The sequence below is a fragment of the Rhodococcus sp. NPDC003318 genome (assembly GCF_042879035.1).
Classification (GTDB): domain Bacteria; phylum Actinomycetota; class Actinomycetes; order Mycobacteriales; family Mycobacteriaceae; genus Rhodococcus_G.
Map to the genome: position 1 here is coordinate 56,461 of NZ_JBIAOU010000022.1, position 19,299 is coordinate 75,759.

General features: G+C 64.5%; 13 protein-coding genes and 3 pseudogenes. 3 read left to right on the forward strand and 13 right to left on the reverse strand.

Annotation, left to right across the window (positions count from 1 at the left end; all coding sequences use genetic code 11):
* Positions 1-593 precede the first annotated feature (593 nt).
* Positions 594-1,340 (reverse strand): hypothetical protein, encoded by a 747-nt coding sequence (locus ACFYVR_RS23445; RefSeq protein ID WP_387477713.1) that lies wholly within the window; start codon positions 1,338-1,340, stop codon positions 594-596.
* Between the two features lie 560 nt (positions 1,341-1,900).
* On the opposite strand from ACFYVR_RS23445, the gene ACFYVR_RS23450 reads away from it, so the two are divergent.
* Positions 1,901-2,035 (forward strand): hypothetical protein, encoded by a 135-nt coding sequence (locus ACFYVR_RS23450; protein WP_387477716.1) that lies wholly within the window; start codon positions 1,901-1,903, stop codon positions 2,033-2,035.
* Between the two features lie 1,232 nt (positions 2,036-3,267).
* On the opposite strand, the gene ACFYVR_RS23455 is transcribed toward ACFYVR_RS23450, so the two are convergent.
* From ACFYVR_RS23455 to ACFYVR_RS23465, 3 genes are all read right to left on the reverse strand, one after another.
* Positions 3,268-5,067: an alkyl/aryl-sulfatase gene (locus tag ACFYVR_RS23455; RefSeq protein ID WP_387477719.1), complete on the reverse strand. Its 1,800-nt coding sequence runs from the start codon at positions 5,065-5,067 to the stop codon at positions 3,268-3,270.
* Between the two features lie 427 nt (positions 5,068-5,494).
* Positions 5,495-5,686 (reverse strand): hypothetical protein, encoded by a 192-nt coding sequence (locus ACFYVR_RS23460; RefSeq protein ID WP_387477722.1) that lies wholly within the window; start codon positions 5,684-5,686, stop codon positions 5,495-5,497.
* 79 nt (positions 5,687-5,765) lie between these two features.
* The gene (locus ACFYVR_RS23465; protein ID WP_387477725.1) at positions 5,766-6,665 is read right to left on the reverse strand and encodes a DUF1524 domain-containing protein; all 900 of its coding nucleotides are present in this window, start codon (positions 6,663-6,665) and stop codon (positions 5,766-5,768) included.
* 200 nt (positions 6,666-6,865) lie between these two features.
* Here ACFYVR_RS23465 and ACFYVR_RS23470 point away from each other — a divergent pair, with 200 nt between their 5' ends.
* Positions 6,866-7,099 (forward strand): hypothetical protein, encoded by a 234-nt coding sequence (locus ACFYVR_RS23470; RefSeq protein WP_387477728.1) that lies wholly within the window; start codon positions 6,866-6,868, stop codon positions 7,097-7,099.
* A 638-nt stretch (positions 7,100-7,737) separates the two neighbouring features.
* On the opposite strand, the gene ACFYVR_RS23475 is transcribed toward ACFYVR_RS23470, so the two are convergent.
* Positions 7,738-7,974 carry a hypothetical protein gene (locus ACFYVR_RS23475; protein WP_387477731.1) on the reverse strand — a complete coding sequence of 79 codons (237 nt, stop codon included), beginning with the start codon at positions 7,972-7,974 and terminating at the stop codon, positions 7,738-7,740.
* 438 nt (positions 7,975-8,412) lie between these two features.
* On the opposite strand from ACFYVR_RS23475, the gene ACFYVR_RS23480 reads away from it, so the two are divergent.
* Entirely contained in the window at positions 8,413-9,084 is a 672-nt protein-coding gene (locus ACFYVR_RS23480; protein ID WP_387477732.1) for a hypothetical protein, read from the forward strand.
* Positions 9,085-9,698: 614 nt separating this feature from the next.
* On the opposite strand, the pseudogene ACFYVR_RS23485 reads toward ACFYVR_RS23480, so the two are convergent.
* From ACFYVR_RS23485 to ACFYVR_RS23520, 8 genes and pseudogenes are all read right to left on the reverse strand, one after another.
* Positions 9,699-11,331 (reverse strand): annotated as a pseudogene (locus tag ACFYVR_RS23485) (IS1634 family transposase).
* A gap of 1,368 nt (positions 11,332-12,699) precedes the next feature.
* On the reverse strand, positions 12,700-13,206 hold the full coding sequence (locus ACFYVR_RS23490; RefSeq protein WP_387477734.1) for a hypothetical protein: 507 nt from the start codon (positions 13,204-13,206) through the stop codon (positions 12,700-12,702).
* 475 nt (positions 13,207-13,681) lie between these two features.
* Positions 13,682-14,179 (reverse strand): annotated as a pseudogene (locus ACFYVR_RS23495) (ATP-binding protein); the annotation flags it as partial.
* Positions 14,176-15,827, reverse strand: a pseudogene (gene istA, locus ACFYVR_RS23500) (IS21 family transposase). The pseudogenes ACFYVR_RS23495 and istA, both read right to left, overlap by 4 nt.
* Positions 15,828-16,087: 260 nt before the next feature.
* On the reverse strand, positions 16,088-17,185 hold the full coding sequence (locus ACFYVR_RS23505; RefSeq protein WP_387477736.1) for a hypothetical protein: 1,098 nt from the start codon (positions 17,183-17,185) through the stop codon (positions 16,088-16,090).
* Positions 17,186-17,547: 362 nt separating this feature from the next.
* Positions 17,548-18,132 (reverse strand): hypothetical protein, encoded by a 585-nt coding sequence (locus tag ACFYVR_RS23510; protein ID WP_387477738.1) that lies wholly within the window; start codon positions 18,130-18,132, stop codon positions 17,548-17,550.
* A 37-nt stretch (positions 18,133-18,169) separates the two neighbouring features.
* A complete protein-coding gene (locus tag ACFYVR_RS23515; protein ID WP_387477740.1) occupies positions 18,170-18,613 on the reverse strand; it encodes a hypothetical protein in 444 nt (147 codons plus the stop codon).
* Positions 18,610-19,299: IS3 family transposase (locus tag ACFYVR_RS23520; RefSeq protein ID WP_387477743.1), on the reverse strand; the 690-nt coding region annotated here is incomplete at its 5' end. The genes ACFYVR_RS23515 and ACFYVR_RS23520, both read right to left, overlap by 4 nt.

Below are 19,299 nucleotides of genomic sequence, written 5' to 3' on the forward strand. Positions count from 1 at the left end.
TCCCTGGTGGGCTGAGTGTCGCCACCGCGTTCTGCTGAGCGGTGCATCGCGGGAGCAGCGCCTCATCGCTCATGTCGAAGACGCCTGCCGCTCCAATCAATCATGCGCGGAAGCGTAGTCCGACGACGGTGCGCCCACGGCGAGGGGCAGCCCTCGGCGCGACCAACCCGAAGTTGCTTCCCTCCCCGTCAGTGGCTACCGTTTCGCCCCAGGACAGCAACTTTTCCTTCCAGAGAATGAGCATCCTGCAGAGGGGCCCGAAACCGTGATCAAGTTTCGGGCCCCTTTCACACGCGTCCAGAGGCCTGTGCCAGGTCGGCGCGCATACCCGATACCGTCCGGGTCTCGAGACCCGGAAGCTCGACCACAGTGCCGGTACCGCCCGCGCCCCGCCCGCCGACTGACGGACTCCACCTCGCGTGGAAGGGCTGAACGGCGCCGAGTGACAGGCGAGACGATTCCGGATCCAACAGGCTCAGTGTCGGTGCACCACCGGACGTTGCATTCCTCGAGTCGCAGACGAACAAGATCAAGAAGGGGCGGCACTGTCCCTAACGCAGTCACGTACGAACTGTCTCCGTTGCGGTGACGCCCTACATACCGAGGGCGGAGTCTATGTCGCGCCGCATCCAGAAGGGTACATCGAGCCGCACAAGGGTGCCGCGGGGACGGATGGTCCGGGCGTACTCGGCGAAGAGGTGGGCCTTCGCGGATTTTCCAGTGGACTCGTAGCGTTGCTCGATGCTCGCCAACAACACCTGAAATTCCGGAACAGTAATCCTGATGTCGTTGTGCAGGATCACCGTGCGAGGCGGCTTCAGCTTTGGCGCTTTCGGTACCGGCTGCACGGTATCGGAGGACGACGACCTTCGATCAGCGACGGGTGACTTCTGTTTCTGCGACGTAGTGGTCACAAGCCCGGTGGCGCTGAGCTGGAGATCGCCGAAATCGGTCCAGTGCGTGCGTTCGTTCGGCAGTTGGGTCCCGAGTCGGAGGAGTCGACTGTCCGCGGCGTCTTGAAGTGCAAGGTGCAGTGAGTACCCATTGCGGCGGAGCAGACTCCGGGGCGCGGTTTGTCCGGGACCGAACAGCCAGCTCACCCACTGCGACGAGGCAAGGAGTCGTGCCTCACGTTCCTTCCAGTCGGAAAGGTCGGCGCCTCGGAGCGCGACGACGATTGATCCCTGTCCGTTCGGGAGTTCGACGGTCACCCACTTGCAGGTACCGCCGGTTCGGAAGTCTCCGTCGAACCTGACACGGCCTAGTCCTCGGCCCTCGCGCTCCAACATATTCCGGATTCCGACATTGATGAACAGGTGGTCGGCGCTCGCCGCGTCCATGTGGGTACGGTTGCATGGCGGCGTGGAGCCATCCGCATTCGGAAAGTGCGCGAAGTGTGGGACGCGTTCTTTCCCGATCCGAGTGGTCAACCGGCGACCGCATCCGCCAAGCAAGTGTCCGCACCAAAGACTCCGGTGTGCGAGGGCTGCGCGCAGCGCGAGTGCCTCCCGCCGATCCATCGGCATGAGTACAGGCTCATCGGATCCTGGGGCCCGGAGCACTGCGGTCTGTACTCGGCGTGTATCACGCACCAACGACTCCAAAGGCTGGCCTCGACGAGTTCGAGAGGATTGAACAACTGTAGAAGCCGCCGCGTCGGGGACCGACGGAGACGACCAGCCGTATTCGGTGGGGTTGGCCCGGTTTGATTCTGTGGCTGAGGTTCATCGTTTCGGGTCCGGTGGGGAGGGTTTGGTCGGGATGTGGTCCGGTATGCGGCGATCAGCAGTCGGAACGATACCCCGGTGGGGAACACCCGGAATCGACCGAGTCGAAGGTCGAGGCCCAGCTGTGTTGAAGCGGATCGAGATGTCTGGCGAGAAGAGGCAGGTTCTTGTTGGTGGTGCTTCCGAATGACCGGTGGGACGCGACGTCCGATCGGCCGCTGGGTCTGCCGTTCTCGATCTTCGCGGTCGAGGGTTGCGAGCAGCTCGGGATCGGAGACGTCGTGGCCCGCAACCGCTGTCGACACTGACGCGGCCGGGCCACATTGGTGTCACTGAGCGCGATGCTCACCGACCTCGCCGACAGCCTTGAGCCGGCGCCGTGTTCTGCGACCGCTGGGCACCCCGCGTCACCGACGGGCAACTCGACTGGCATTACCCACGCTGATACCGCCACGGTCGATCTCGCGGGTCTGTGATGGCGAGTCAACGTATGCCACTGCCTGCTGGTTGCTGCTGCGGTGTATGGAGATGGGAGAGTTGCGCGTGTTTCGTGGAGAATGACGGTTATCCATGTTTCATGGGAGTAGTCAGGGGTCACGGGCGAGTCGCGGTGTCCTGGGTAGATTGGGTGAATGAGGCACTGGAGGGTGCTCGCCGTCCTGGTTGGAGCGATTTCCGCTGCAGCGTGTGGAGCCACAACATCCGGTTCGGCTCCCTATTCGCCAGTGGAGTCCTCGGGTGAGGTGTCCGTCTTGAGTACACCCACATGCGCGGCGCGCAACCTCGGCGCCACCTATGGGTTGACTGTGCAGGGTTCGGATTCCCCAGAGCCGACGGAGATTCCAGCAGAATTCACCCCGAGATCAGTTGTCACCTGCGGGCCCGACTGGGAAGGCGGAGCTGCAGAAGGATACGCAGCGTGGGTCGAGACCCGCCGGCAGGGCAATCTGGATGCCGTTCTCGAGGCATACGCGGAACCGTCCGAGCCGCGTGACATGTCGTGCCACACCAATCAAGAGTGGCCCCCAACGGTATGGCTGGTGAATGACCAGGGCCTGGGAATGCAACCGCTACTCCCGCAAAATGCATGCGGGGGATACAAACTCGATGCGATCGCTGCGATCGAGGAGCTTCCGGTCACGGCACGGATCGTCCTACAGGCGCCCTACGTTTCGTAAACGCCGCCTGCACCCAGGTTTCAGGGCTTTCAGGTCGTCCTGAACTGCCACCTGACCAGGGAGCCGAGGTCTGCTCCCTGGTCGATGGGCCTCTACCAGTCATAATGTCCTAATATCGCTTATCGGTGGTTTTAGATCGATTGCGCGACAACATGTTTGGAGGTAGTCGATCGGCGCCGCCGCAAGTCCGTGGTCCTGGCATGGAGCTCGGGACGGTGATGGCACTCCGGTGGTGTGGAAGTCCTTGGGAACCGTTAGGTTGCGACCCCGCAACCTAACGGTGGCCTGATGCCCAGCGACGCGCGAGGGGTTACCGTCACACGCGCGCACAACACTGCAGACCGAAGCGGTGCGCGCCACGATCACGGGGTGACGATAGCGAACGTCGGGTCGGGGTTGTCGGTCAGCTCGACGATCCTTGTGATCGCTGTCGCGTCGCCTTCCAGGGCGACCGCGTCGGTTCCGGATCCGGCCAGCAGGCCGAGCAACTGTGGCGTGGTGAGCTCGACGAGAAGGTCGGCCGGATCGGATCGCGTCGTCGGGTGGTGGATCAGCACGCCGTGGGACAACTCCATGCGGTAGATCTCGTTCACGTCGGTGAAATGCCAGCGGATGGTCGCCGTCACGTCCCAGGCTCGCGGACCGTCGATGCGGATCGCGATGCTGTCGAAGATCTGTGTGATGGTGAGCGCGGTGGCCATTCCGGCCGCGCTGACCTCGGCCGGATGCGGCGGGCCATTGACCTCGCTGGCACCGACGAGGAAGTTGTTCCGCCAGGTCGCGCATTCGGAGCCGTAGCCGAGTCGGGTGAGCACGTCGGTGAGCACCTCTCTCGCGCCTGCGTGCTCCGGATCGGCGAACACCGCATGGCTCGCGAGTTCGGCGGCGAACCGCAGATCGCCTTCCTCGGCGAACTCTCGTGCTCGTGCGACGGCGGCGTCGATCCCTCCGATCGCGCGGACGTAGCGGGCACCTGCCGCCTCAGGCGGGTGCTGCCACAGGTGGGCCGGATTGCCGTCGTACCAACCGAGATAGCGCTGGTAGATCGCCTTGACGTTGTGGCTGACCGAGCCGTAGTAGCCGTGGGTGTGCCACGCGGCGTCCAGTGCGGGCGGCATGGGGAAGTCCTCGGCGATCTCGGTGCCCACCTGCCCCTGGTTGAGGCGGCGCAGCGTCTGATCATGAAGGTAGGCATACAGGTCGCGTTGTTCGGTGAGGTACTGGATCAGCTCGTCGGTGCCCCAGGTCGGCCAGTGGTGCGAGGCGAACGCGACGTCCGAGTCGAAGGCGAACATTTCGATCGCCTCGGCGAGGTACCGCGACCAGTTGCGCGCGTCGCGCACCTCGGCGCCTCGCAGCGTGAGCAGATTGTGCAGGTTGTGGGTCGCGTTCTCCGCCAGGCAGAGTGCCCGATGGTCGGGGAAGTAGAAGTTCATCTCCGACGGGGCTTCTGTCCCGGGAGTCACCTGGAACACCATGCGGACGCCATCGAACGTCTCTTCCTGGCCGGTGTGGGTGATGTCGAGCGTGGGTGCGAGCAGCCCCACGGTTCCGGTCGACGTGCTGGGTCCTAGGCCTGCACCCAGGGTGCCGGTCGCGCCGACAGGAAGAACGACCCCGGTGTGGTACATCCCGCGCCGCAGCATCGCCCCGCCGGCGTAGACGTTCTCCGAGACCGCATGCTCGAGGAAATGCTCGGGAGCGATGATCGGCACGGTGGTGTCGGCGTCGACGACGCCCAGGACCCCACCGAAGTGGTCGATGTGGGAGTGGGTGTAGATGACCGCGGTCACTGTGCGGTCGCCGCGATGCTCTCGGTACAGGGCGAGGCCGGCCGCGGCGCACTCCGCGGAAACCAACGGGTCGATCACGATCACCCCGGTCTCGCCCTCGACGAGCGTCATGTTCGACAGGTCGTAGCCGCGGATCTGGTAGATCCCGGCGGTGACCTCGAACAGTCCGTGGATCGCCGTCAGTTGTGCTTGGCGCCAGAGGCTCGGGTTCACGGTGTCGGGACAGTCGCCGGCGGTCGCCGCAGCGAAGCCCGCGGCGTCGTAGACCAGCTTGCCGTCGTCGGCGCGGACCTGCGCCGGTTCGAGGACGGCGACGAGACCGCGATTGGCGTTGTCGAAATCGGTGCGATCGGCGAAATCGGCGGGCATCGGTGCGCTCCTCGCAAAAGACGGTTGTGGTGCACCGCTGTTTCCAGCGGCGACGTCAGTCTGCTGATTCGGCAGTCCCCAGGCATCACCCGTCCCAGGTGAAATCAACGGCGACTGCATCTGCCACCGCCTCGTCACATTGCGGTGCATCCGCCGTCCACGGGTGGCGCGCACCGGTGATGAAGCTCGACTCGTCCAGTCCGACCGGGGCTGCTGTCGTAGCCGTAGCCACTGCATATCGCAGCCGCGAGCACTCCCGACGACCTGGATTCCCGACGCCACCGCACCCGGCGGTGAGTCCACCGGCAGCAGGTGCGCCATAGTCCCGGTTACCAGCAGAGGGCTGGGGCCGGGGGCGCCAGCAGGGGAGAGGGCGGGGTGTCGTCGGGCGAGATTCTCGGTCTCGGTGGTGCTCACCGATCGGCGGTCATTGTTGCCTGCGGTGGTGCCGTGCCGGCGGGCGTTTGATCTCGTCGCGGAGCAACGCCAGATCCCAGGCGACGAGATCGAGCGCGTCGAGGACCGCACGGGTGTCGGGGTCACGCCGAAGCCGTGCCAGCACGGCGGGGTCGCCGTCGAAATACTGCTCGGCGATCCGGATGCGTTCGTCATCGGTCACACCAGATTGGACGCTGACATCCTGCCGATGGTTCCACCGGAACTGACGGTCAGGCGCTGAGGGCGACATCGTGAGCACCCTATTCGCAGGCGACGCCGTCGCCGTCGCGGTCGAGGTTACGGCTGTATCCGGGCTGTCCGGCGTAGAGCGGTGCTGCTCCCACGGCTCGTGCGTCGGCGCAGGAGCCGTAGGTGACCTGCGCGGGCGCCGGTGCCGGCTCGGGTGCGGGGACATCGCAGGTGCGCAGAACTTCTGCCATTGCATCCTTTTCTGCCTGGGTCACCCACAGCCCGTAGGTGGCTTTCACGTCGATCTGCATCGCGACGTACCGGCAGCGGAAGGACTTGTTCGGCGGAAGCCAACTGGCGGTGTCACCGTCGCCCTTCGCCGCGTTGGTAGGCCCGTCGGCAGCGATGAGGTTACGGGGGTCGTTGGCGAAGTTGCGGCGTTGGCGTTCGGTGAGCTGCTGCGCCCCGGTCTGCCATGCGTTCGACAGGGCGACCGCGTGGTCGATCTGCACCGCAGTCGAGGTGTCCTTGCCGCGAACGAAGTTGATCGTGGTGGCGGTGTACGGGTCGAGGAGAGTTCCCGACAGCACGGTGCAGTTCTTGCCGTCGTCGGTGAGAACGAGGTCGGTCATGTCCCGCTGCAGGATGTCTTCTCGGGTCGGGCACTTGTTGCCGCCGAGAGCGACGTCGACGTCGTCGGTCCACGCCGGCCCGAACTCGTCACGGGTGTATCCGGTCTTCGGGGCCCGGCCCTTGACCGGCAGAGTGCCGAGCACCGCGGTGGCCTGCTCGACGTCGGCGGCGGTGAGCTGCCATGCCTGCGAGGTGACATCCGAGGCGAGCACCGTCTCGGGTTCGGCAGTGTCCGCAGCGGTGACATCTGCAGCGGGGGGAGCGCAGCCGATCAGGGTCACGCTGACCGCGGCGAGCGCCGCGGACGCAGTGACGGTGCCGAGACGAGTCAGACGCATGAGTGCCTTTCTGGTGACCGGTGACAACGGATAGATCTTCCACACGGCACCGACAAGATCCGCAATCGCGCAGATCACGCACCACACATCTTCCGTCCGCACACGATCCGCGGGCAGTGGCAGTCTGGGACGGTGCTGGGGGTCGGTGCGCTCGGTGTGGGTGGCACGCGATCAGCCGGGGCAGGTTCTACCGTTGAGTGATGACCACTCGCGCATCCAGTTACCTGTATCAGGTGCAGGCGTTCGTGTTCGGCGACGAGGCCGCGGCCATCGAGGCTGCATTGGCGGTGGCGAAGGCGTGTGAATCGGCGGGGGAACCGTATCCGGAGCAGGTACTGACGCAGGCGCGCGTCGCCTACGCAGTGCTCGAGGTCGACGCCCCGGAGGTCGCCGCGGACTTCGGTCCCCCGGCATCACCGATGTATGAGCCGTGACACCGAACGTATCCGAGACGTGGCCGACCGGGGGAGCGAGCCCCCCGGGTGCAGGCACGGTAGGGCGGCCCGGGACCGACCCGCGGATGCAACGCGGCACTCATTCTCGGGAACCAGCTTCTCGGGATACGCGCACCGCCCGCCGCCACTGACAAGTAGCCACGCGAAGTCACTCGGTGCGAGCCGCGCCGTCCCGTCCGGTCGACGAGCACGATGAAGAATCCGGGTTGATCCCGCAGCGTGCGCATCTCGGTGACAACCCGGTACGCGTAGTCCGCCAGTTCACCGAGCACCACCCTTACCCACGCGATCTGCTCACGAAGAGGCAACTCGACCGGGGACGGAGGGCCACCGTTGATCCATGGATCGTTGGGGCGCGCGTAGATCGCCACCTGGATCAACGAGGTACCGGCGGTCCGGTCGAACGTGCCCAGGTACGACGCGGATCGCTGTACCACCCCGAGATCGTGAGGGTTCACATCATCGAGTTCGATGCTCGGAGCTCTAATCGTCTTGGCCCGATCTGAAGTTAGCTCGGTGGCCTCGATGACCGGTGCCAGATGCTGGTGAAGTGGAGTCAGATCGATGCTGGTGTCCGCGCGAATCAGCTCGGTGTGTCCTGTCCGCAGGCATCGCACTCACGCTCCCGAGGTGCTGTCGTCGGCGGCTGTCCCTTCGAGTTCCGCGATCCGCTTCTCGAGGCGTTCGATTCTCGTTCGGATCCAGAAGATGAGTTCAGCGGGGCTTTCCTGCATCGGGGGGATTCCCATCAGGTCGTACAGTTCACGCCAAAGTCGTTGTTCCCCTGCACGCTCACCCGCCAGCGCCGCTTCGGCCATCATCAGCTGAATCTCCGGGCGGACCTGTGCCTTCACCTTCGGCCCGTGCGGCGGCGGGTCCTGGTCCTTCCACGGTGACCACTTCGCCCGCAGGTCCGCCTCGGTCGTGGTCGCCAGTCTGTGCAGTAGTTCCCGACACGCAGTAGGTGACCGGAAAACCGTGTCCATGCATCGGTGATAGTCCGGGGGCTGCAGCTGCTTGTGTTCCGACATCAATCATCGCTCCACTGACTCCGTCCGAAGACGAAGAGGACTACATTACACCAGCATCCGTCACAGCCGAATACGTCGCTCTACCGCTATTGTCTCGTCCTGATTCAGGGTCCGTCGAGTCGTTCCTGAATCGTGGTTGCCGGCCCGGACTCCCTCGCCCTGATTGATGTCGTCATAAAGCGCACGAAGGGCACCGTGGCGTGACCAGTGCATGACTCGCGAGATGTCGCCCAAATTTTACGGTCCGTGTAAGTTCCGGCCATGAACTGGAGCGCCTGGGCACCTGCCGCCACACTTTGTGGTGCATTCATCGCCGCTGTCGCAGCTACCTGGGTGGCGCGATTCAACTCTCGCCGTCATGGACGATGGGAATCAATCAAGAACGACCTCGAAATAGCTAAGCTTATTGAGGACGATAAGATGAAAGCGTGGATCCAGAACTACGCTCGGGTGCGAGTCAAGGCATATGGACTCAGTGAGACCGGACCGCGAACTTATCTTTTTAGGAACATAGCGGCTGCGCTGTTGACGGTGCTTGGAGTCCTAGTTTTCGTCTGGCTGGCAAACCGAATGTTCAGTACCTATGTCCTTGGGTTGAACAATGCGGACCAATTGGTATGGAACCCATTCTCTGATCGGCTTATGGACGAAATGCTCGAACCTGGAAGTTCGCTCCCCGCCGATCCGGATATTCCGCCCGGTGCGATACTTAACTACTACCGTCCACTGTTTCCGTTGATGCTGTTGCCGATTTTCTTCATCGTGATTGGATTATTTGTCCTACCGTCTGGAAAGGCGTACGCGCTGCGTGGAGTGCGCCGGAGTGTAAGGAATGAGGTGAAGCCTGAACTGGCAGCATTGCACAGTCAACTTGAGAATATAGAGATACCTCGATCTGACGGTGTTTGGATTCCAGCAGAATCTTCGGATTGATGTGTAGGCGTTCGTCTGCTCCACTAGCTCCGCGCACGATAGGTTGAGGCAGCGGAGGCCGTGGAGGTCACCGCACTCTTTGGCCTTCTTCGTATAGCCACTTAAAGAGAAGAAGATCGCTTCTTTTCCTTCCGCATGAGCGATGCCGTTGAGGCGCTGAATCTCGTGGAGCGGAACTTTCGTTGCATGGTGCTTCACACTTGGGCAATTGCGCGTGTGGAGGTTATGTCGATACCACCGTCGGCCCCTGGGGAGTCTTCATCGCATCTGAATATCCGTGCTTACGCATCCAGTCTTCGGCGAAGTCTTCGGCGTCTTGCCACGTTCGTAGAGGCGACCTGCGGAATTGGGAGGTGTAACGAGCCGCCCTGGGAGTGGCGCCGGAAAGGTTCGCGCGGCTTGCCCATTGCCTACTTCCGACTCCTCCGCCAGTAGGACGGGTTTGAACGACAAATTCTTCGTGGCTGAAGCCTGTTCACGGTGCCATGCCTTGATTTGGGCCTTGTTATCTAGATACCACTGGCCCAGCCCAGGTCGGCATACATCGAAGTACCGTGAAGTAACTGAATCGCGGTACCGCCGCCTGCCTTTAGACCTGACTTAGGACATTTCGTTTAGTGCCCCGATTCGAAGCCGAGCCGGGCAAGAATCTCCAGTTCAGCTGGCGGGATCACGGGTGGGAAGTCCTCGGTGACACCGTTGATGGCGATGGTGGGAGGTCCGCAGGGGCCGGAGCTGCTTGACCAGTCGCGCGATCGCGATCCCGGTTCGGTCCTGGATGCACCGCGCGACGGCGAGGGCGGTGAAGACAATCGTCAGATGCGCTTCGATCGCGTCTCTCGTGTGGTGGAACATGGGCCGCGCCCGCAGGTCGGTTTTGGACATGCGGAACGACTGCTCGACGTGCCAGAGGTCGTGGTACTTGCCGATGACTTCGCCGGGTCCCATGATCGGGGCGGGGATGTTGGTGACATAGCCCTTCAACCCGATTAGCGAGCGTGCCCGATCCAGGGCGGAGGTGTCGAGGCTGCGGCCGCCGGCGGTGGTTTTGACGAACCGCGTCGACTTCGGTGCGGTACCACCGTCGACAACCGCGCGGGCGCGGGCTTCCTGCGCGTTCAGTGTCTGGTTGTCGCGAACCGCTCTGCGCTTCGAGTACTGCCACACAGCCCGCCACGAACTCGAATGCATGTCCGGACGCCAGGCCGGTTCGGCGCGCTTGCGCACATTGTTGACGATACTTCTGCCGTGCCGCGGCGTGACGGTGTCGATGATCTGCCCATCGGTGAAAACATCCCCGTTCCAATGGAAGTGATTCGCCAGGTCCGCCGGGGCCTTCGTCATCCGGGACCCGACGATGAACTTGCACCCGGCCGCGTCGAGGGAGGCGAGGTTGCCGGCAGAGAGCATCCCGGCATCGGCCGCGACGACCATCTCCACCCCGACGATGTCGTGCCGGGCCTGGAACTGCCGCACGATCGGAACGATGGTGTGGGTTTCGGCCTTGTTCCCCTCGAAGCACCCGATCTCCAAAGGAAATCCGGTGCGGTCGACGAGCAGACCGACCACGATCTGCGGGTCGACGCGGCGTTCCTTCGAGTACCCGACCTTGCGGAGGTCGTCCTCCTTCTCCGCCTCGAAGTACAAGGTGGTGACGTCGTACAACACCAGACTCAGTCCGCCGGTGTCCGCGGCGTACTCGAAGCACTTTCTCGCGATTGTGTCCCGGTACCCTCCGGCACCGATGAGCGTGAGGTGACGCTGAACAGTCTTGTAGGACATCACTTTCGCACCAAGGTCGTCGAGGACGTGTAGCGAGTCGCTCTTCGAGGTGGGCTCCACGATCCGGGCGATCACCAGGTCTCGGAACACGCCGTCGTCCACCTCGTCGAACCCGAGTTGGTCGTAGACCGATCCGATCACGTCGTAGAGCAGGCGAGCGCTGGTGCCCCCCGTCCGCCCTGCCGGGGCATGCCCACCGACACCCACACCTGCGGGTGCGGGCAACTGGCCGGACGTCCAGTCGGCGACCTCCGCCACCGTCGAGGTCGGCTCGGGGACGTCGAGTTCCAGCATGCCCTGATCACCCCGGGCGAGGCCGCGGGCCTTCTCGAGCAGAACCCCCAGTTCGGCGTCGGTGTGCGCGGACCCGACATGCGCCACGATCTCCCGCCGACCTCGGTGTTTGCGCACTACCTGCACCGCCACCGCACCGGACGCGGTGCGCACCTTCCGCACGTACGTCACGGCCAGGACACTACCGGGTTAGTGCCCCAAACCCACCCGCCCACCGATCAAACATGCAGGTCACGACTCTGGCAGAGCATCTACTGGCCAGTAATGTCCTAAGTCAGGCCTCAACCTGGGGAATTATGTGACCGCTGACACGTTCTGCGGACTGCATCCAGTCAAGTAGCGCTCGTGCGGAACCCGACCTGAGTCCTGATGCCACCAAGCAGGGGCCCTGGAAGGTCGGATCTGGGGAATGTTCAGCCTTCTGGTGAATCCGGTTAGCTGACACCCCGGCACACTAGCTGGTACTCACGACCTCCCGAATCGCCCAGTCGGCGGAGTGCCGTATTGTCCCTGTGTCCCAGGAGCCGTCCCTGGTCGGCCATACCAGCCCATTGCCGGAGAGGGGCCGGGCCCCGGCGGGAAGCTTTGGGGAGCCCTCACCTCATGACCGGGCACATTCGACGTTGGTGTGGGGACTCTCGCCCGCCGTCTTGCAGCATGCTGTTCGATTGAAACCGCCCACGCCCGAGTCCCCAATGCCACGAGCAAGTAGAGGACCAGTCCCGTGAGTTCGGCAGACCAGTAGTCAGCACCGCTGAACTCATCCAACGGGATCATCATCGGGATCGTTGCCACCCCCATCGCCATCAGGAAAAGGATGAGATAGTAAAGAATTCGGAGGAGGCGCGCCGACATGCTTTTGAACGGGTAGGCCAACAACGCGCGGCGCGGCAAGGAGTATCGATTCTCTTGCCTGCGGGGTTGGAGCGCGGACTGATCGATCAGAGTGGTCGCTTCCCTAAGCCACGTTTGGGCGGTTTCACGTGCAGATTGCAGTTCGTCGGCGCCCACACCGAGTTCCTGCTTCGCCTTCCACCATTCGCTAGCAAAGGCGACCTTCTGCGCAGCGTCATCATAAGCGTGCTTGTACCGCCCCCTCTCGGATCGGCGCTCATACAAATCTCTCAACACAATGCCGAATGCACCGAGTAGCGCAGTGACTACAGGAACCAGCAATGCGACTAGGATCTCGCTGCCTTGCATGTCACCCTCCGAATGCTATGGCAATGCCCGCCAACCGAAACGCTATGGCAATGCCCGCCAACCGAAAGCCTGGTCCTCAACGCGGCTATGCGCACGAGTACTCACTACTTGATATTGATAGTGTCCGACCACTGGGCCCAGGCAGCTTCGGTGCATGATCCCGAGCTGCGGCAACGGGAGCCGGAGCTGCGAGCCGGCGAGAACAGAGCGTGAGGATGGCGGCACGAATGCCCCGCATCCTCACGCTCGCTCCGAGTAATCGGGGCGAGCGTGAGCTTCCACCTCGTCCAGGGCGGTTTAGCATCTAGGTGAAATTCCCTCTCACGCTGGGTTGGTCTAGTGAATTCCCTGTGACCACGGAAGGACGAAGTTCCACGCGATGTCCGCGTGGCACTCGTGGGTGCCGCCATCTGCGGCACATCGCCCCTTGTCGTCGGGATCTCCGTCGAAGACCATCGCCTGACATTTCCAGCAGTTGCGCCAGTTTCGAACATTTACACCATTGTCGGCGACGTTGAACGGCAGCGTGAAGTTGTAAGTCGATGGTTCGCTGCCGTGTCCGTCATGGGCGCCACCTGCCGGACAGTGGCCCTTGTTTCCATCGCTGTGCCCGTCGAAGTACATGGCCTGACAATTCCAGCAGTTGCGCCAACTGTCCTGCGCGCTCTCTACCCATTCATCGTGGGCCAACTCGTAGGAGCTGAAGTTGCCGCCATCCCCCCCGGCATAATGGCCTTGACCATTTGGTGATCCGGAACACTTACCCTTGTTTCCATCTGCGTGCCCGTTGAAGAACAGGACCTGGCAGTTTACGCACCTCTGCCAGCGATCTTGATATGGCATGGTATCTCCATATTCTTGAGTCTGGTTGTCTCTTCCGCTAAACAAGCGACATCCGTCGGCTGAGCGCATCGGGAGCGCTGAAGATAGTTGCCCCAAGTTTGAATGACTGCCTTGCTGTTGTTCCTCCTACCGCCGGACCTGAACCCCCAGCGTGGTTGGAGCGATTGCAGGTCCTGTGTGAACCCGTGCGCTGTGGCGCACACGAGTGGGCAACTACTCGATTTTCATACTCCAAGCGGAAACGGCCCATCGAAAAGCTTGGAAGTCTTGATGCCGCTCGTCGACCTGACTCGCACCTGACCTCGGAGACCATGCATCCAGCGTGGTCCCGCAGATGGGTCTGGCGCCATCCCAGAATTCTGGGAAATCTGCCGCGGGCTCCCCGTCTCGGGGCTGTTACACCGGGTGTCAGTTTCAGAAGTCGAGTGCACAGATGTCAGAAGTGCTGTGCACGGCCTACCCGTCAACGCCGGCGTGCCTCGACGAGTTCGTTGACCAGTTTCGTCGCCAGCGTGTAGCGGACCCGGAAACCGGCCTCGGCGGCGGCGGTGCCCAGGCCGATCAGCAGGTGCGATTTGCCGGTGCCCGAATCCCCGATCAGGCAGAGCGGTTCGCCCTTGCGGACCCAGACGCAGCTGGCGAGGCTGTTGATGGTGGCCGGGTTGACGTTGGGGTTGGCGTCGAAGTCGAAGTCCGCCAACCATTTCTGGCGCGGGAATCCGGCGGCCTTGACCCGGCGGATGCTGCGGCGGCGAGCGCGGTCGTCGCATTCGGCGAGCAGCAGGTCGGCGAGGAATCCCTCGTAGGTCAGTTGCTCCTTGTGGGCGACGGTGAGCATGTCCTCGAACCGGGTGCGCACCGTCGGCAGCCGCAGATCGCGGCAGGCCTGCTCGATCGCGGTGGTGGCGGCTTCGGGGGTCAGTCCGCGCCGGCGCCGTGCGGCGGCCGGTGAGGTGGGGGTCGGCCCGGTCATGATGATGCTCCTTCACGTGCAGCGACGGCGTCCGAGGAGGGTGGCGGCCGTCGCCGCAGCAACTCGTCGTAGGGGGCAACGGTGGGAAGAGGACGCGTATCCGGGGGCAGCCCGGCGATCACAGCCTCCGGATCGGTCAACCTGCGTGCGGTCATCGACACCACCTTCGACGGTGCCGCCGCAGCGGGGGTGACCGCGTCGTCGGGCCGGTCGGCGGCGGCCTTGCGGGCCTCGACGGCCACCACGTCCGCGCAGGCGGCACCGACAGCGACCGCGGCGCGGAGCCCTGCGGTCACATCCGCGTGCGCCATGTTCCGGTGCAGCAGCAGCACTTCGACCAGGGCGCGGGTGCCGTCGGCGTCGCCGTGCACCGATCGTGCCAGCGCCCAGAACGCCTCGTGGTCGGTGGTGAACATCCCCGCCGCCCGCGCCTGGGACAGCGCGGTCGACCCGGGTAGCGCACCGGGTTTGCGGGCGAGGACCTCGAGGTAATGGTCGAGGACCAACGTCTGTGCGCCCTTGCGGGCGAGGCGGTGATGGCGGGCGAGCTCCCGCCGGCCGTCGAAGATCACCACCTCACTGGCCCGCAGCGAGACCCGCACCTGCCGTCCGATCAGGTAGATCGGCACCGAATAGTGGCATTGGCGCACGGTGACCCGCGAGTACCGGTCCACGCGCGTCAACCACAGGCCGGGCTCGAACTCCTCGGCCGGGAGCGGCCGCAGCAAGGGCCGCTCGGTGGCGAAGTCCTCACCGACGGTCCGGATCCGGGTATCGATCCGCCGGCCGTCGTCCGCCCTGTCCGCCGCAGCGGGGCGGGCATTGAGCTCGTCGAGGGTGTCGACCGCCGGCACCGGGACCAGATGGTTGCGGCGGAAGCGCCCCACCTCACCCTCCACGCCGCCCTTCTCGTGGGCGCCATCGAGACCGGGCAGGCAGTAGAACGAATCGAACCCGTAGTGCGACCGGAACAGAATCCACCGATCCGACTCGGACCGGTTGCGCCCGAACAACACCCGACGCACCGCCGACCGCAGATTGTCGTAGCGGACCTTGCCGGTCGGGACGCCCCCGATCGTGGCGAAGGCGATCACATGGCCCTCGATGAACGCCTCCTGCCCTGGGAGGCGAATACCCGGTGCACCGCCTTGCCCGAATGCGACAGCCGGAAGGTGAACAGGAAACACTTCGTCCGCACCCCGGCCAGATCGATCCACACATCCCCGAAATCGACCTCCGCCTCCACGCCGGGAAGATGTTCTTGCAACACGAAGGCCGTCTCGGTTCCCCTCCCGGACTCGGCGACGATCTCCGGGCGTCGGCGGGCGACGTAGTCCCGCGCCGACGAGTACGAGGCCTCGCAACCGTGCTCGTCGATCAGCCTCGTCCAGATCCGCGTGACCGTGTGCCTCTGCTTCCGCGGCGCGGTCAGGTCCGCGACCAGCATCTCGTCGATCACCGACCTGAACCGTTCGAGCTTCGCCGCGACCCGCACCGGCCTCTTCCGGGCAGGCGGCACCGGAGACTCCAACGCCGCGCGCACCGTTCGCCGATGCACACCATGACGGGCCGCCAGCGCGCGGATCGACAGGCCCTCACACCGCGCATCGCGGCGGATGTCCTCGAACAGTTGCACCCGAGACTCCAACCCGAACCCCTCACGGCCGGTGGTGTGGTCGTCTCGATCATCGCGCCCACACCCGTCACCGGGATTCACACCGACGAAAACAGCCACCCCGGGCGTGTCTCGGTGGGGCCACTTCGAGCCGTCACACCCTCACCGGATAAGGGTCGGCTGGGGCCAACTCGAGCCGCCCGACCGGGGCCACTTCAGACTGCCAGAGCCATGGTGATCGTGCCTGTGCTGATCCGGCCACCCTTCGAGGTCCTCGATCATCCATAGCATCGTCATCGCGGGCTGTCACCCGCGTCGTCGTCAATCTGTCTCGGTATCCCCAGAATCGGGACCAGACCCGCATTCGCCGGGTCGGTCATCGGGTCGGACTTGCGCCAGCGGACAGTGCCGGGTTCCCGTGTGCCGAGGTGGATCTCGCGGGTGGCTCCGTCGGAGGATCGCGCGGTCAGCAGCGCACCGCGCACCGCCCACTGCCTCCCATCGCCGCCGCGTGCCCGGTCGGGACGGCCGACGGATGCCGTCACCCTCCCGATGGTCACCGGATCGTCCACCACCTGTAGGCGTCGATCGTCACCGAGAACCCGCACCCGGTGCGCGTCGCCGTCCACCCGGATGGGCCCGTGCCGACGGTCCACACACATCATCGGTTCGGTCCATCGCAGAAGATAAAGTTGCCCGTCGTCGAGTACGCCTCGACCGCCTTCCGCGCACACCCGCTCGACACTCACCGACGTGGAATCGTCGCGGTCGCAGCGGAACACGTCGTGGACGGATGTGATCCAGCACCCGTCGGCATCGGCGTGCACGGCGCGCGCGTAGCCCACCGACGGTGGCTCGACGGTCAACGGCATCAGGTACTCGGTCACCCGCGGTAGCGTCGACGTCGCGTCGACGTGCAGCAGCACCGGATCCGTCCGGTCCATCACCCACACATCGCTCCCGTGCACCGACACCCAGCCCGCCCGGAACTCCGGTTTCACCACCGGCACATCGTCGAGATCCAGGTCGATCAACACCCCTGTATCGCACCAGAATTCGTCAGCATCCTGCAGGGCAGGCACCGACAGGTCTCGAGGTGGTGCCGCGTCCACCTCGGTCAGGATTTCCGAGCCGGCGACCGCCCGCACCCCCGACGGGATGCGCTCGGTGCGCTGCCGTACCAACCGGACTCGACGGACACGCCCTCGCACCGGAACGGGATCGTCCTCGCCCGCTGGCAGGTCAGCGACGAAACTGCCGTCGATCTCGACCCGCCCGGTCACCGGTCGAGGCGACCAGCACCGCGCGGCCCAGCCGTCACCGGAGATCTCCGTCAGCCAGCGCAGGCCGTCGGAATGCTCGACCGGGGTGCGCCCGTACGCCGGCCGCATGCTCGCGCGACGACGGGATCGCCCCGGAACAGGACCGGCATCGGCAGGCGCGAAGGTGAGCGTGACGTCGACGACGTCTCCGCGGGCGGGTGGAGCAACGGACCCGTCATCCAGAATCCACCCGGGAACGAAGACAGGAATGGAGTTACCAGCGGTGCCGGTGTTCATCATCAGACCCCACGCACTCGGGAAACCGACGGACGACGCCATCGGGCGCGGGGCTACCTTGCGGGAGAGCATACAGCGAGCCGGGAGAACGCCGGAGCACGCGGACGTCAGTTGCGGAGATCGGGATACCGCTACAACGCCTCGCCCTGACGCCAGGCACCTCCCCCCGCGCCGGGCCCGGGGCGATTCCGGTGTCAGCAGTAGTAGGGCGGCTCGAGGTCCGGGTCGTCGACGACGACGTCGACTTCGGTGAGGGCCAGGGTCGCGGCGATCGCCTCAGTGGATCCGCCGATCGTGGCGAAGTGCGGATCGACATCACACGTCACGCACCATGCCCGATCCGCCGGCCACACGAACGACGGCGTGTATGCGGTGTCACCCAGCAGTGCCTCGACCTGTGTGTTCCAGTCGGGGAAGTCCGCGAGCGAACCGTGGAACAGGTAGTAGCCACGGTTGGGGATCGCCACCCTTGGGAAAAGGCCCTCGGAATGGAAACTCGGCCATCCCTCCCAGACGAGGAAGTAGCAGTCGTCAGGCGTATCGGTATACGGCGCCAATGCTGCCAGCACCACCCCCATCTGGTCGGTGTCGTGCAAAGCATCAGGACCGACGTGCACGTCGGTCTCCCGTTGCCCCGGAAACGCCGGGTCCGGGATGATCCGCAACCTCGAGTACCTGTCGAAGCAGACCGGACCCCGGCCGGCGAGCCGACTCCACTCCTCAGGACGCTCCTCGATCCACCGAGCTGCCGTCAGGTCCCTACACCGTGTGATGCTCACGACGCCAGTATCGCCGTCTCGCTACCAGGTCCAGAGGTCACCACACCGCATTACAGAGCGCACCGATCGACGCCACCACCCGATCGGTGTGGCGGTCGAACCACACCGCCACACCGTCCACCCGCCGCGCGTGCAGCAGATGCCGCCCCTGTGAAGGCCACTGAATGAAGTCGTAGCCCGCCAACTCGGTTTGCGCGATGTCCGCCACGGACCTTGCCGCCTCGGCGAACGAGGCATCCGCCACCATCGCGTCCGTGCCACCGCAGAACGTGAACCCACTGATTCCGGCGGTCCCGGTCCAGCCGATCCTCACGTCGTTGCCGCTGCCGACGGACAGTTCCCACACCAACTGGTCCGGGTTCACCTCGCGCCCGTACCGGAAACACTGCAGATCGCGTCCCACTGCCACAATCGCGTCCACCCACACCGCCGGCGGATCGATCCCGGGACTGCTGCACGATCGGGTGACAGATTCGGTCACGCAGCCTGAGTGGCTGGCGTGGTCATGATTGTCTCGTATTCGACGGGGGTCAACTTGCCGAGCCGGGCCTGGCGTCGGCGGCGGTGGTAGGTCCGTTCGATCCAGGTGACGATCGCGATCCGAAGTTCCTCACGGGTGGCCCACGGGCGACGGTCGAGGACGTTCTTCTGTAGCAGCGCGAAGAACGATTCCATGGCGGCGTTGTCGCCACACGCACCAACGCGTCCCATCGAACCGACCATCGCATGCAGGCCGAGGGACTGGACGAATTTCCGTGAGCGAAACTGCGATCCGCGATCGCTGTGCACTATGCAGCCGGCCACCTGATCGCCGGCCGCGCCCCGGCGGGCGACGGCGGAGCCGAGTGCGTCGACGGCGAGACGGGCCTTCATCCTCGAGTCGATCGAGTAGCCGACGATCCGGTTCGAGTACACGTCCTTGATCGCACACAGGTAGAGCTTGCCCTCGCCGGTGTGATGCTCAGTGATGTCGGTGAGCCACAACAGGTTCGGGGAATCTGCGGTGAAGTCTCGGGCGACGAGATCGTCGTGGATCGGCGGGCCGGATCGGATGGTCTTGGTGCCACGCTTCTTGCCGAACGAGGACCACCACTTGTTCGCTGAGCAGATCCGCCAGGCCGTCCGAGCCGCCATCGGTTGGCCGGCGTCGGCGGCCTCGTCGACGAG